This window comes from Loktanella salsilacus (assembly GCF_024206795.1).
GTDB classification, from domain to species: domain Bacteria; phylum Pseudomonadota; class Alphaproteobacteria; order Rhodobacterales; family Rhodobacteraceae; genus Loktanella; species Loktanella salsilacus.
This window is the reverse complement of the sequence record NZ_CP072994.1, coordinates 3164436-3177060: the sequence shown is the minus strand read 5'-3', so window position 1 is coordinate 3177060 and position 12625 is coordinate 3164436. Positions and strand designations below refer to the sequence as shown.

Below are 12625 nucleotides of genomic sequence, written 5' to 3'. Positions count from 1 at the left end.
ATCGGAGAGAAACATGTTTAAGTCAATGATGACGGTGCTCACCCTTGCTTTGCTATCGGCGGGTGCAGCGCATGCCCAAGATTTAGAAAACTGGGGTACGGCCGGGGGCTGGGACGTGATGTGGGACCCATCGCTGGGCGATGGTTGTTTGATCCAGTCCGAATTCACTGACGGGTCCGTCGTCCGCATCGGCTTTGATAACAACGCTGGCATGGGCTATTTGACCGCCTTCAACATGGCATGGGGCGACATTGAAGAAGGCGCGACCTATCCCGTGACCTTCGCCTTGGATGGCGAACCATACGAGGGTGAAGCCACGGGCATGTACCTGAATGGTGTGCCGGGTGCTGATATCTATTTCGACAGCGAAGATTTCCTGTTCGACATTGCTGCCCGTCAGACGATGGATCTCGCGAATAGCTCCGGTTCGGTCATGACAATCGACCTGACCGGCACGATGGCCGCGCTGGAAGAGGCGTTGATCTGTCAGGAAGCCGAATAAGCGGTCGAACGGCTCGCCGGAGGCGAGGCGCCTCCGGCGGGAGTTTGTTTGGCCAGATGAAGTGACTTGTCCTTGGGCTGTGGTTTCGCTTTGGTAGAGGTATGAAAACAGCACTGATTACCCACACCGATTGCCTTGATCACGTCACGCCGCCCGGCCACCCGGAACAGGTGGCCCGCATGGACGCTGTCCTTGGCGCGCTGCAAGGCATGGATCTGCACCGAGTGTCCGCGCCGATGGCCGCCGAAGATGACGTCTTGCGGGCACATCCGAAGTCACACCTTGCTTCAATCCGCCGCGCGGCACCTACCGAAGGTTGGGTGTCGCTGGATGCGGATACACATATGTCGCAGGGCACTTTGGCCGCTGTGTGGCGCAGCGCTGGCGGTGCTGTGCGGGCCGTTGATTTGGTGCTGGGCGGCGATGTCGCGAATGCCTTTGTCGCGATGCGCCCGCCGGGGCATCACGCAGAGCGCACGACCGCGATGGGGTTTTGCTTTTTCGGCAATGTGGCGATTGCGGCCACACATGCGCTGGATCACCACGGGTTGCGGCGGGTCGCGATTGTCGATTTCGACGTGCACCACGGCAACGGTACGCAGGATCTGGTCGAAGACGATCCGCGTATTTTGTTCTGTTCGACCCATCAAAGCCCACTTTATCCTGGCACGGGGGCGGCGGATGAGACTGGCGTTGATGACAACGTGGTCAACGTTCCGCTGGATGAGGGGACCAATGGTCGCGGATTTCGCGCCGCGATGGAGCGCCGTGTGCTGCCGCGGGTTGATGCATTCAAGCCTGATTTGATCATCATCTCGGCTGGGTTTGACGCGCATCGTGACGATCCGCTGGCGGGGCTTGCATTGGTCGAGGATGATTTTACGTGGATCACGCAAGCACTTTGTGATCTGGCGGACAAACACTGCGCCGGGCGGGTGGTGTCGTGCCTAGAGGGCGGTTATGACCTGACGGCGCTGGGGGCTTGTGCCGCCGCGCATGTCAACGTGTTGAGGGAGCGGAGCGATGGCAGAAACGCCGGTTGAAGAAATGACGTTCGAGGATGCGATCCGCGAGCTAGAGCAGGTCGTCGGTAAGCTAGAGCGCGGCGATGTCGCGCTGGATGACAGTATTGCGCTGTATGAACGCGGTGCCGCATTGAAAAAGCGTTGCGAGACGAAACTGAGCGAGGCCGAGGAAAAGGTCGCCAAGATTACTGTTGGTCCTGATGGTCAGGCGGCTGGCACGGCTCCGCTGGATCCGTGATGTTTACTAATCAGCTGGCGTTGGACGCCACGACGGCGCAGCGGCTGATTGAACTTGCGCTGACGCCAGTGCCTGACGTGCCGTTGCGCGATGCCATGCTGTATGCGGTGCGCGGCGGTAAGGGGCTGCGGGCGTTTTTGGTGCTGGAAAGCGCGCGCCTGTATGATGTTGGCGACCGCGCCGGTCATGCGGCCGCAGCGATCGAGGCGCTACATGCCTATTCGCTGGTGCACGACGACCTGCCCGCGATGGACGACGACGATCTGCGCCGCGGCCAGCCCACAGTGCACCGCAAATGGGACGAAGCGACAGCGATTCTTGTCGGCGATGCCCTGCAGGCGCTCGCCTTCGAGATGGTTTGCGCGCCGGGGGCTGGTGTGACGGGCGAAGCCCGGGCAGAGCTTGCCTTAACTTTGGCGCAGGCTGCAGGTGCTGGCGGTATGGTGCTGGGGCAGGCGCTGGATATTGCCGCCGAAACAGGCCCCGCTTTGACTTTGGACCAGATTACAACGCTGCAGGCGGGTAAAACCGGCGCGCTAATGACTTGGGCTTGCTGCGCCGGACCGCGGATCGCGCAGGCGGATATTACGCCACTTAAGGCTTACGGGGATGCGCTGGGCCTTGCGTTTCAGATCGCGGACGACATCTTGGATGAAACCGGGTCTGTGGATGCGGTCGGCAAGGCGGTGGGCAAAGATGCCGCTGCTGGCAAAGCAACCTTTGTCTCTTTGCTGGGACTGGACGGCGCAAAGCGGCGTGCGGTGGATTTAGTGGACACTGCCTGCGACGCACTAGGTTCTTTTGGGACACGTGCAGATGCGCTAAAGGATGCTGCCCGCTTTGTCATCGCGCGCGACAAGTAAGGACACGATCATGACCGACCGCCCAAAAACGCCGATCCTTGACCGTGTGCATGTGCCTGCGGATATGAAGGGGCTGTCTGACGCGCAATTGCGCCGCCTTGCGGACGAACTGCGGGCCGAGACGATTGCGACGGTTGCTGCCACGGGCGGCCACCTTGGGGCGGGTCTGGGCGTGGTGGAAATCACCGTGGCGCTGCATGCAGTGTTCGATACGCCGCGCGATAAGATCATCTGGGACGTGTCGCACCAGTGTTATCCGCACAAGATCCTGACCGGGCGGCGCGACCGCATCCGGACCCTGCGGATGAAGGATGGCTTGTCTGGCTTTACCAAGCGCAGCGAAAGCCCGTTTGACCCCTTTGGCGCGGCGCATTCCAGCACCTCGATCAGTGCGGCGCTGGGCTTTGCCGCCGCACGCGATCTGGGCGGCGATCCCGGCGATGCAATTGCGGTGATTGGCGACGGCGCGCTGTCTGCTGGCATGGCTTATGAAGCGATGAACAACGCGGGTCATTTGGGCAAGCGGTTGATCGTGATCCTGAACGATAACGAGATGTCGATCGCCCCGCCTGTCGGTGCGATGTCGTCCTATCTGTCGCGTCTATATGCGGAAGGCCCGTTTCAGGATTTGAAGGCCGCTGCCAAGGGGGCCGTATCCTTTCTGCCGCCGCCGTTCCGCGAAGGGGCCAAGCGCGCCAAGGATATGTTCAAGCATATGACCGTCGGCGGCACCCTGTTCGAAGAACTGGGATTTTCCTATGTCGGTCCCATCGACGGGCATGATATTGACCAGCTGTTGTCTGTTCTGCGCACCGTCAAGGACCGCGCAACCGGGCCGATCCTGATCCACGCTATCACGAAAAAAGGCAAAGGGTTTGCACCCGCCGAAGGTGCCGCAGACCGGGGCCATGCGCGCGGCAAGTTTGACGTCATCACCGGAGAGCAGCAAAAGGCGAAAAGCAATGCGCCGTCCTATACTTCGGTCTTTGCCGATACGCTGATTGATCTGGCGTCGAAGGATGACAAGATCGTTGCTGTCACCGCTGCGATGCCAGATGGCACGGGCCTAGATAAATTCATGAACCGCTACGCCAGCAGGTGCTTCGACGTAGGCATTGCTGAGCAGCACGCCGTCACGTTTTGCGCCGGTCTTGCCGCGGGCGGGATGAAGCCGTTTTGCGCGCTTTATTCCACTTTCTTGCAACGAGGCTACGATCAGATCGTCCACGACGTGGCGATTCAGCGTTTGCCGGTGCGTTTTGCCATCGACCGAGCGGGTCTGGTTGGGGCCGACGGCGCGACGCATGCGGGGTCCTTCGATGTAGCCTTCCTTGCGAACCTGCCAGGCATGGTCGTGATGGCGGCCGCGGACGAGGCTGAATTGGTGCGCATGGTTGTCACCGCAGCCGCGCATAACGACGGCCCCATCGCGTTCCGCTTTCCCCGCGGTGAAGGTGTCGGCGTTGAGATCCCCGTGGATGCCAAGCCGCTGGAAATCGGCAAAGGCCGCATGATCCGCGAAGGCAAACAGGTTGCGATCTTGTCCTTTGGCACCCGGCTGCAAGAGGTTGAACAAGCCTGCGAAGCCTTGGGCGCTAAGGGCATTACGCCGACCATCGCTGATGCCCGCTTTGCTAAGCCGCTGGACCGGGACATGATCCTGAAACTGGCAGCCGACCATGACGCGCTGATCACGATCGAAGAAGGTGCCGTTGGCGGCTTTGGCAGCCATGTCGCGCAGTTGCTGGCGGATGAGGCAGTGTTTGATACCGGGTTAAAGTTCCGGTCCATGGTGCTACCTGATACTTTTATCGACCAGTCCAGCCCTGCGGACATGTATGCCATGGCGGGCCTGAACGCGTCAGATATCGAGGCGAAGGTGCTAGAGGTGTTGGGCGTCGGTGTGATTGGGAAGCGGGCCTGATCAAGGCGGAAAAATCTGCGCCTGAAGCCAAAAAAGCGATGGGTAGGACGCGGCCCAAAACCAGACGAACCGGTTCAGCCCGAACAAGCAGGCGTTTGCCACGTGAAAAGCGAATGCGATCGCAAGGGTGATCTTCAGCAGCGCTGGGCGCACAAACCCCATGGGGAACGCGAGCTCGAACAGCATAACGGCCCATGCGCCGGTATGTAGCAGCCGGGGCCGATCTGCTAAAAGACGCAGGGATTCGGACACGGGGTAGGCCGAGAATGCGAAGACATCCTGCAAGGCTTGGCCGCTGCGCCAGTCAGGGTTCGTGATTTTGACCAGACCAGACATAAAATAGGACATCACGACCTGTATCGCGAGGTGTCCAAAGGCCATCTGCGCCGAAAAGCCCGCCGGCAGCCAATGCGCAAGCGTGAGGCAGTACAAAACGAGCAGCCCCATTCGGTCACTGCCGCCGTTATAGGGCCCCTGATAGTGATGCAGCACAATTGCCGAATGCAGGGACAGCAGCAGCAATGCTACGTCAGTTTGAAACCCCACCAGCACCAATAGGCTGCCAATCGCACGCGGTAGAAATAGCAGCCTGACGGTGCCAGAAGGGATGATATGCTCGGCTGACTGCTGAAAAAAAGCCAGCGCCAGTAGGATTTCCGTCGCTCTTATCGCGGCGTCGAAGGTCATACTTTGGCAGATCCGTCAGCCGGTATAGGCGTGGATTGAAACACGATATCTTCTGACCAGCCATTTATACTGCGGCTGACAAAAACGAGCCGAAACCGCAGCATCAGCTCCTTTGTTTCTATATTTCGATCCCTCAAGTCGTTGCAAATACGTGCGTTAATTGCGTCAATGCTATGTACTGTGTACCTCAGCGCGATACGTTCGGCGCAACTGACGACGAAGAGTGCCTCGTTGCGGGCGGGGTTCCAGAAAAGACGCGTCAGCATCTGCCCAAGGGTGACATGCGCTGGGCGCGGCCAGAATTCTTGCCAGACAGCCGTTTGAGTTGGCTTATCTAGCGCCCACTGTACCCTTGGCGACGGTTCTACGGATTGAAAAAACCGCCATGACGGGACGAGGACAGGCAAGATCAGGGACAAGATGTGCAGCATGCCCTGTAGCTAGGGCCGCAATGGTAAATATCCGTTTAAGCGTCTTTTGAATGCTTCCGCTCATCCAGCCGCTGTTCAATCGCATTTAGCTTTGCCATCACCTCGTCCCGGTAGGATTCGGTGGCGGCGTTGCCTTCTTCGGCGTGGGCGTCCTGCATTGAGTTTACGATCAGGCCGACCAGCAGGTTTACTACCGCGAAGGTGGTCACAAGGATGAAGGGGATGAAGAAGGCCCAAGCGTAGGGGAACACCTCCATCACGGGGCGGACGATGCCCATGGACCAGCTTTCCAGCGTCATGATTTGGAACAGGGAATAGGCCGAATGGCCAAGGCTGCCGAACCAGTCAGGGAAGGCTGCGCCGAACAGTTGCGTCGCCATGACGGCCGCGATGTAAAAGATGATACCCATCAGTACAAAGACCGACGCCATGCCGGGCAGGGCGCTGACAAAGCCTTCGACCACGCGGCGCAGCGTCGGCGCGACCGAAATGACGCGCAGCGCCCGCAGGACCCGCAAGGCGCGAAGCACGGCTAGGCCATGTCCGACCGGGACAAGGGCGATGCCAACGACGATAAAGTCAAAGATATTCCAGCCGTTCCGAAAGAAAGAGGCGCGTTGCACGAACAGCTTTGCCAAAATCTCTGCCACAAAGATCGCAAGGCAGATCACGTCGAGCAGCAAGATAAGCGGGCCAACCGTTGCCATAATGGTGGTCGACGTCTCAAGCCCCAGCAACACGGCGTTAAAGATGATGACCCCTGTGATAAAGCGGGTGACGGCGGGGCGATCAAGCAGTGTCGCGAGGCTTTGGCTCAGGGACATGGTGGCTTTCATTTTTGGTGCTTTGGACAGATGTGCTTTGGGCGGCCTGCGCGCAAGGCGTATTGGCCCGACAACGGTACCGCTGGTGAAATAGTGGCGGTTTGTCTTGGCCTGCGGCGTTACGTGTCGCCTTGATCCAAAAGCGACTGCAACCCGCTGCGATAGTCGGGAAACAGCAGCTTTACCCCAAGATCGTCCTTGATCCTGTCGTTCCGTACCTTTTTGCTTTCGGCGTAAAAGCTGCGGGCCATGGGGGTCAACTCGGCGTCCTCGAATGGCACGGCCTCTGGCACTGGCAGGCCTAGTAGCTGGGCGGCATAGGCGATGACGTCTTGTGGCGGGGCAGGGTCGTCGTCGCAGACGTTGTAAATCGCGCCGGGATTGGGCCGGGCGATGGACGCGGCCAGCACCTGCGCGATGTCGTCGACATGGGTGCGGCTAAAGACCTGACCGTCCTTGATAATCCGCCGCGCCGTGCCGTTGCGCACCTTGGCAAAGGGGCCGCGGCCGGGGCCATAGATGCCCGCAAGGCGAAAGATATGCAGCGGTAGGGCGGGGATAGCCTGCCATGCCGCCTCTGCCACAACACGGGCTTGGCCGCGCCGGGTGGCTGGGGTCAGGGGGGCGGTTTCATCCACCCAGTCGCCGCCATGATCGCCGTAAACGCCGGTAGTAGACAGGTAGCCGGCCCATTCAAACTGATCCGCGAGGGCGGTGATCTGATCTTGAAGCGCGGCCAAGACAGGGTCGCTTCCATCATCGGGGCTGGCGGACATCAGCAGATGAGAGGCAGCAGTCAGCGCGTCGGTGACGTCTGCGCCGGGCCAGATCAGCGCCTCAATACCGCGCGTGCGCATGGCTTCGGCCTTTGCCTCTGACCTTGTGGTGCCGATGATACGCCAACCCTGCGGCAGCAGCAGACGCTCAAGGGCCTGCGCGGAATAGCCGTGGCCAAAAGAAAGTAATGTGCGGGTCACAGGCGTTTATCCGAACAGATCGTCAGCCGGGGGCGCGCGCAGAATGCGCTGTGATTTCGTGCAGCGCTGACCGCCGAACATCTCGTCCAGAACAGCGGCAAAGATGGGGGTGGTTGGGGCGGCTGCCTCGAATAAGGTCGCGCAGGCACGCAGTTTATAGGCGTCGGTGTCGCCCATGATGGCGACGGGATCGGTGCCCTTATGCTCTCGGATCAGGCGCATACATTCCAGCAGCCGTTCACCCAGCAGGGGATGCGCCAGATAGGCCTGCGCCTCTGCTGTGTCGCGCAGCGAATAAAACATGGCCATGGGGGATTCCCCGATGCCGGTCAGCACAGGAAAGATGAACCACATCCAGTGGGTTTGCTTTTTACCTGCGGTCAGCTCTGCGACGACGGTGTCGTAAACCGTGTCTTGCGCCGCAACGAAGTGATCGAATTCATCTTCGTCGTCTTCAAAATCATCATCGTCAAAATCTGCGGAGTCATTCATGAGGCGTAATCCGACCCTTCACGGTCAAGCAGAGCTTTCAGCTCTGACAGGTGGCGCAGGTCTTGCTCTGGATAGGCTTCGATCTGCTGAGCGGTTTTTTCGGCAATGTCGTGGGGCAACACGCGCAAAGGCTGGCCCGTTTGCAGGGCGCGGATGTAAGTCTCTGCGGCGCGTTCAAAGTAGTACATGCGGTTAAAGGTCTCGGCGATGGTGTCGCCGATGACCAGCACGCCGTGATTGCCCATCACCATGACCTTTTTCTTGGGGTCGGTGAACAGGGCGGCGCAGCGGGCGCCTTCATCCTCGAACGCCAGACCGCCATAGCCGTCGTCGATGACGACGCGGTCGTAGAAAGTGCAGCAGTTTTGATCAATGGGCGGCAGTGTGCTGTCGGCAAGGGACGCTAGCACCGTCGCGTGGATCGAATGGACGTGCATGGCGCAACGGGCATGCGGCACCAGACGGTGCAGCCCGCCATGCAGGCCCCAAGCCGTTGGGTCCGGCGCGTTCGGCCCTTCCATCGTTTTGGGATCGTTTGCGTCGATCAGCAGCATGTCACTGGCGCGGATGCGGGCAAAGTGCATCTGGTTCGGGTTCATCAGGAATTGGCTGCCGTCATCATTCACAGCAAGGCTGAAGTGATTCGAAACCGCCTCGTGCATGTTCAGGCGGGCGGTCCAGCGAAAGGCGGCGGCAAGGTCGACCCGCTCCGCCCAATGAGAGATGTTGTGGTGTATGGTCATATCGGCCCCCGTCACAATTCCCGGTCTTTGCCTGATGTTGCAGGAAGCTAGGCGATAAGGCCACCGCAAAAGCACTTGGCCCGGGCTACCTTAAAAGAGTTTGGATTTTCATTGCTATTTAACTGGCGCAGGACTAGATCCTGCGGCGGGACACCCTTCCCCAACGAAGGGCGATTATCTGTGAGGATACCAGAAATGGTCACGACGACTCCGGCCACGCGGCCGGCAAATCCGCGTTTTTCTTCCGGCCCTTGTGCCAAGCCCCCCGTATGGACACTCGACGCGCTCGCTGACGCCCCTTTGGGTCGGTCGCACCGCGCTGCCGTTGGTAAGTCCAAACTGGCCGAGGCAATTGACCTTACCCGCGAAATTCTTGGCGTGCCTGCCGACTATCGCATTGGCATCGTGCCTGCGTCCGACACCGGCGCGTTTGAAATGGCTATGTGGACCATGCTGGGCGAACGCCCTGCTGAAATGGTCGCATGGGAATCTTTCGGCGCTGGCTGGGTCACCGATGTGGTCAAGCAGCTGAAAATCGAAGCCACTGTGCACGAGGCTGGCTACGGCGAGATCGTCGATATGGCGGCCCTGAACTATGACAACGACGTATGTTTCACATGGAACGGCACGACATCCGGCGTGCGGATGCCGCACGGCGACATGATCCCAGCAGATCGCGCTGGCTTGACGTTATGCGATGCGACCTCTGCCGCGTTTGCGCAGGACCTGCCGTGGGACAAGCTGGATGTGACGACGTTCAGCTGGCAAAAAGTCATGGGCGGCGAGGCTGCACATGGCATGCTGATCCTGTCCCCCCGCGCTGTAGAGCGTCTGGAAAACTACACCCCCGCATGGCCGCTGCCAAAGATCTTTCGCCTGACATCCAAGGGCAAGCTGATCGAGGGCATCTTTAAGGGCGAGACGATCAACACGCCCTCCATGCTGTGTGTCGAGGATTACCTTGTCGCGCTGAAGTGGGGCCAGTCGATTGGCGGTCAGCCGGGCCTGAAGGCGCGCGCTGATGCGAATGCTCAGGTCATTTGGGACTTCTGCGAGCAGAACGACTGGATCGCAAACCTGGCCGTCGATCCGGCGACCCGGTCCAACACCAGCGTCTGCGTGAAGTTCACCGATGATCGCATCACCGATGGCGCAGCTTTCGCCAAAGCTGTCGCCAAGCGGCTCGAAGCCGAAGGCGTGGCGCTGGACGTGGGTGCGTATCGTGATGCCCCCGCTGGTCTGCGGATCTGGTGCGGCGCGACGGTCGAAACTTCGGACGTCGAAGCGCTGATGCCGTGGATCGCTTACGCCTTCGAGGCTGAGATCAACGCCTGATTTTTCGGTGGGCCGCTGATGGCCCACCCCATTCCCCCATTTCGCTTAAGGAGTGCCAAACATGGCCCCCAAGGTTCTAATTTCCGATGCACTGTCGGACGCTGCTGTTCAAATCTTCAAGGATCGCGGTATCGAAGTCGATTTCCAGCCCAAACTGGGCAAGGACAAGGACGCGCTGGCCGCGATCATTGGCAACTATGATGGTCTGGCGATCCGGTCCGCGACAAAGGCGACTGAAAAGCTGATCCAAGCTGCGACCAACCTCAAGGTCATCGGCCGCGCTGGTATCGGTGTCGATAACGTCGACATCCCCGCCGCGTCGAAAAAGGGCATCATCGTGATGAACACGCCCTTCGGCAACTCGATCACCACGGCAGAGCACGCGATTTCGCTGATGATGGCAGTCGCACGCCAGATCCCAGAAGCGAACGCATCCACCCACGCTGGCAAGTGGGAAAAGTCCCGCTTTATGGGCGTTGAACTGACCGCCAAGACGCTGGGCGTCATCGGTGCAGGCAACATCGGTTCGATCGTGATCGACCGCGCCAAGGGCCTGCGGATGAAGGTCGTCGCCTATGACCCCTTCCTGTCCGAAGACCGCGCTGTTGAGCTGGGTGTCGAAAAGGTCGAGCTGGACGAACTGCTGGGCCGCGCTGATTTCATCACCTTCCACGTGCCCCTGACTGACCAGACCCGCAACATCCTGTCCCGCGAAGCGATTGCAAAGCTGAAGCCCGGCGTGCGCATCATCAACTGCGCCCGTGGCGGTTTGGTCGACGAAGAAGCACTGGCCGAGGCGATCAAGGATGGCCGCGTTGCCGGTGCCGCCTTTGACGTCTTCGCCGAAGAGCCAGCCACCAACAGCCCGCTGTTCAACCTGCCCAACGTCGTCGTCACGCCGCACCTTGGCGCAGCCACGACCGAAGCACAGGAAAACGTGGCCTTGCAAGTTGCAGAGCAAATGTCCGACTTCCTGTTGACCGGCGCTGTGACCAACGCGATCAACATGCCGTCGATCACCGCTGACGAATCCAAGATCATGGGCCCGTGGATCACGCTGTCCGGCCACCTTGGCAACTTCATCGGTCAGATGACCGACGAACCGATCAAGGCGATCAACATCCTGTTCGACGGCGAAGCCGCCGAGATGAACCTGAAGGCGCTGACCGCATCCACGATCGCGGGCATTATGCGTCGCCGGAACCCAGACGTGAACATGGTGTCGGCACCTGTTATTGCTAAGGACAACGGCGTGCAGGTTAGCACGACCAAGCAGGACCAGTCCGGTGCCTTTGAAGGTTACATCAAGGTCACAGTCGTCACCGACACGCGCGAACGTTCGGTTGCGGGCACGGTATTTAGCGACGGCAAGCCACGCTTTATCCAGATCAAGGGCATCAATGTGGACGCTGAAGTTGGCGAAAACATGCTTTATACCACGAACAAGGACATCCCCGGCATCATCGGCAAGCTGGGCAGCATCCTTGGCGATCACGGTGTAAACATCGCAAACTTCACGCTTGGCCGTTCTGCTGCCAAGGGCGAGGCGATCGCTTTGCTGTACATCGACGAACCTGTCCCGGCTGACGCTGTGAAGGCGCTGGAAGCATCCGGCAACTTCCAGCAGGTTAAGCCGCTGACATTCGTCGCAATCTAAAAACTAATCCCGGCGCAGAACATCTGCGCCGGGATTACGCCATCCGGCGATTAAAACTCTCGCCAAAGGCGAGGGCCCTGTCATTCCGCGAGGCGTCTGCTAAGTCAGGTCGCAAATAGTGACGGAGTGACAAGTGATTTACGCCATCGGTGATGTTCATGGTCAAAAGGCCATGCTGGACCACGCGCTCGTGCTGATTGCCGCTGACGGCGGCGCGGCTGCGCCCCTTGTCTTTCTGGGTGATTATACAGATCGCGGCCCCGACAGTCGCGGCGTGATTGATGCGCTGATCGCCGGACGCGATGCTGGCTTTGATTGGCATTTTATCAAAGGCAACCACGACCGCATGTTCCAGCGCTTTATGGAATCTGGCGACTGCCACGATGTTGCGATCAAATCTGGCCTGTCATGGCTGAATTCACGCCTTGGCGGTGACACGACGCTGGCGTCCTATGGCATCATCCCCACCGGTCCGGCGAATTTCGACAAGGACGATTTGGGGCGCGAGGTTCTAACGACCTATCCGACGACCGAAGGCGACCTGAATTTGGCAGAGCTTGTCGCCTTGGCACAGGCGCGCGTACCGCAGGCGCATCTGGATTTCCTATCCTCGAACCCTCTGATGCATCAGGCCGACGGGCAGCTGTTTGTTCACGCCGGTATTCGCCCCGGCATGCCATTGGATGCGCAGATCGAGGATGACTTGATCTGGATCCGCGACGGCTGGCTGGATAATACAGACGACCACAGGATGATGGTCGTACATGGACATACGGCGCTTGATACGCCGGAACACCTGGGAAACCGCATCGATCTGGATGGCGGCGCAGGTTACGGGCGCCCACTGGTGCCCGCTGTGTTTGACGGCGGCGCATGGTTCACGCTGACGGATGACGGGCGAAAACCTTTGCGTCCGGCCCGCTAAGA

13 protein-coding genes are annotated in these 12625 nt (G+C 59.7%); 8 read left to right on the top strand and 5 right to left on the bottom strand.

Annotated elements, in window-relative coordinates; genetic code table 11:
- Window positions 1-13: 13 nt before the first annotated feature.
- The 5 genes from KBW81_RS15360 to dxs all read left to right on the top strand — a co-directional run bounded on the left by KBW81_RS15360 (window position 14) and on the right by dxs (window position 4552).
- Window positions 14-502, top strand: coding sequence for a hypothetical protein (locus KBW81_RS15360; protein WP_254247775.1), 489 nt, complete (start codon window positions 14-16; stop codon window positions 500-502).
- Between the two features lie 101 nt (window positions 503-603).
- Window positions 604-1545, top strand: a complete 942-nt coding sequence (locus tag KBW81_RS15355) for a histone deacetylase family protein (protein ID WP_254247774.1) — start codon at window positions 604-606, stop codon at window positions 1543-1545.
- Window positions 1526-1765: an exodeoxyribonuclease VII small subunit gene (locus tag KBW81_RS15350; protein ID WP_090188801.1), complete on the top strand. Its 240-nt coding sequence runs from the start codon at window positions 1526-1528 to the stop codon at window positions 1763-1765. The genes KBW81_RS15355 and KBW81_RS15350 overlap by 20 nt, the downstream gene beginning before the upstream one ends.
- Entirely contained in the window at window positions 1765-2628 is an 864-nt protein-coding gene (locus tag KBW81_RS15345) for a polyprenyl synthetase family protein (RefSeq protein ID WP_254247773.1), read from the top strand. The genes KBW81_RS15350 and KBW81_RS15345 overlap by 1 nt, the downstream gene beginning before the upstream one ends.
- Window positions 2629-2638: 10 nt before the next feature.
- Window positions 2639-4552 carry a 1-deoxy-D-xylulose-5-phosphate synthase gene (gene dxs, locus KBW81_RS15340; RefSeq protein ID WP_254247772.1) on the top strand — a complete coding sequence of 638 codons (1914 nt, stop codon included), beginning with the start codon at window positions 2639-2641 and terminating at the stop codon, window positions 4550-4552.
- Here dxs and KBW81_RS15335 read toward each other — a convergent pair whose 3' ends face one another.
- The 5 genes from KBW81_RS15335 to KBW81_RS15315 form a co-directional block, all read right to left on the bottom strand.
- Complete coding sequence (locus tag KBW81_RS15335; RefSeq protein WP_254247771.1) at window positions 4553-5239, bottom strand: HTTM domain-containing protein; 687 nt, start codon at window positions 5237-5239, stop codon at window positions 4553-4555.
- A 466-nt stretch (window positions 5240-5705) separates the two neighbouring features.
- Entirely contained in the window at window positions 5706-6494 is a 789-nt protein-coding gene (locus KBW81_RS15330; RefSeq protein WP_254247770.1) for an ion transporter, read from the bottom strand.
- Between the two features lie 119 nt (window positions 6495-6613).
- Window positions 6614-7471 carry an SDR family oxidoreductase gene (locus tag KBW81_RS15325; RefSeq protein WP_254247769.1) on the bottom strand — a complete coding sequence of 286 codons (858 nt, stop codon included), beginning with the start codon at window positions 7469-7471 and terminating at the stop codon, window positions 6614-6616.
- Between the two features lie 6 nt (window positions 7472-7477).
- Window positions 7478-7963, bottom strand: a complete 486-nt coding sequence (locus tag KBW81_RS15320; RefSeq protein WP_254247768.1) for a DUF1810 domain-containing protein — start codon at window positions 7961-7963, stop codon at window positions 7478-7480.
- Entirely contained in the window at window positions 7960-8706 is a 747-nt protein-coding gene (locus tag KBW81_RS15315) for a class II aldolase and adducin N-terminal domain-containing protein (protein WP_090186041.1), read from the bottom strand. The genes KBW81_RS15320 and KBW81_RS15315 overlap by 4 nt, the downstream gene beginning before the upstream one ends.
- A 195-nt stretch (window positions 8707-8901) precedes the next feature.
- Here KBW81_RS15315 and KBW81_RS15310 point away from each other — a divergent pair, with 195 nt between their 5' ends.
- The 3 genes from KBW81_RS15310 (at window position 8902) to KBW81_RS15300 (ending at window position 12623) form a co-directional block, all read left to right on the top strand.
- Complete coding sequence (locus KBW81_RS15310) at window positions 8902-10041, top strand: phosphoserine transaminase (RefSeq protein WP_090186044.1); 1140 nt, start codon at window positions 8902-8904, stop codon at window positions 10039-10041.
- Window positions 10042-10102: 61 nt separating this feature from the next.
- Window positions 10103-11698 (top strand): phosphoglycerate dehydrogenase, encoded by a 1596-nt coding sequence (gene serA, locus KBW81_RS15305; protein ID WP_090186048.1) that lies wholly within the window; start codon window positions 10103-10105, stop codon window positions 11696-11698.
- Between the two features lie 133 nt (window positions 11699-11831).
- Window positions 11832-12623 (top strand): metallophosphoesterase, encoded by a 792-nt coding sequence (locus KBW81_RS15300; protein WP_254247767.1) that lies wholly within the window; start codon window positions 11832-11834, stop codon window positions 12621-12623.
- Window positions 12624-12625 lie beyond the last annotated feature (2 nt).

Coding starts and splice junctions, on each gene's coding strand:
- KBW81_RS15320 (WP_254247768.1), bottom strand. CDS start 7,963: ATGAATGACTCCGCAGATTTTGACGATGATGATTTTGAAGACGACGAA.
- KBW81_RS15310 (WP_090186044.1), top strand. CDS start 8,902: ATGGTCACGACGACTCCGGCCACGCGGCCGGCAAATCCGCGTTTTTCT.
- KBW81_RS15350 (WP_090188801.1), top strand. CDS start 1,526: ATGGCAGAAACGCCGGTTGAAGAAATGACGTTCGAGGATGCGATCCGC.
- dxs (WP_254247772.1), top strand. CDS start 2,639: ATGACCGACCGCCCAAAAACGCCGATCCTTGACCGTGTGCATGTGCCT.
- KBW81_RS15360 (WP_254247775.1), top strand. CDS start 14: ATGTTTAAGTCAATGATGACGGTGCTCACCCTTGCTTTGCTATCGGCG.
- KBW81_RS15355 (WP_254247774.1), top strand. CDS start 604: ATGAAAACAGCACTGATTACCCACACCGATTGCCTTGATCACGTCACG.
- KBW81_RS15345 (WP_254247773.1), top strand. CDS start 1,765: ATGTTTACTAATCAGCTGGCGTTGGACGCCACGACGGCGCAGCGGCTG.
- KBW81_RS15315 (WP_090186041.1), bottom strand. CDS start 8,706: ATGACCATACACCACAACATCTCTCATTGGGCGGAGCGGGTCGACCTT.
- serA (WP_090186048.1), top strand. CDS start 10,103: ATGGCCCCCAAGGTTCTAATTTCCGATGCACTGTCGGACGCTGCTGTT.
- KBW81_RS15335 (WP_254247771.1), bottom strand. CDS start 5,239: ATGACCTTCGACGCCGCGATAAGAGCGACGGAAATCCTACTGGCGCTG.
- KBW81_RS15330 (WP_254247770.1), bottom strand. CDS start 6,494: ATGTCCCTGAGCCAAAGCCTCGCGACACTGCTTGATCGCCCCGCCGTC.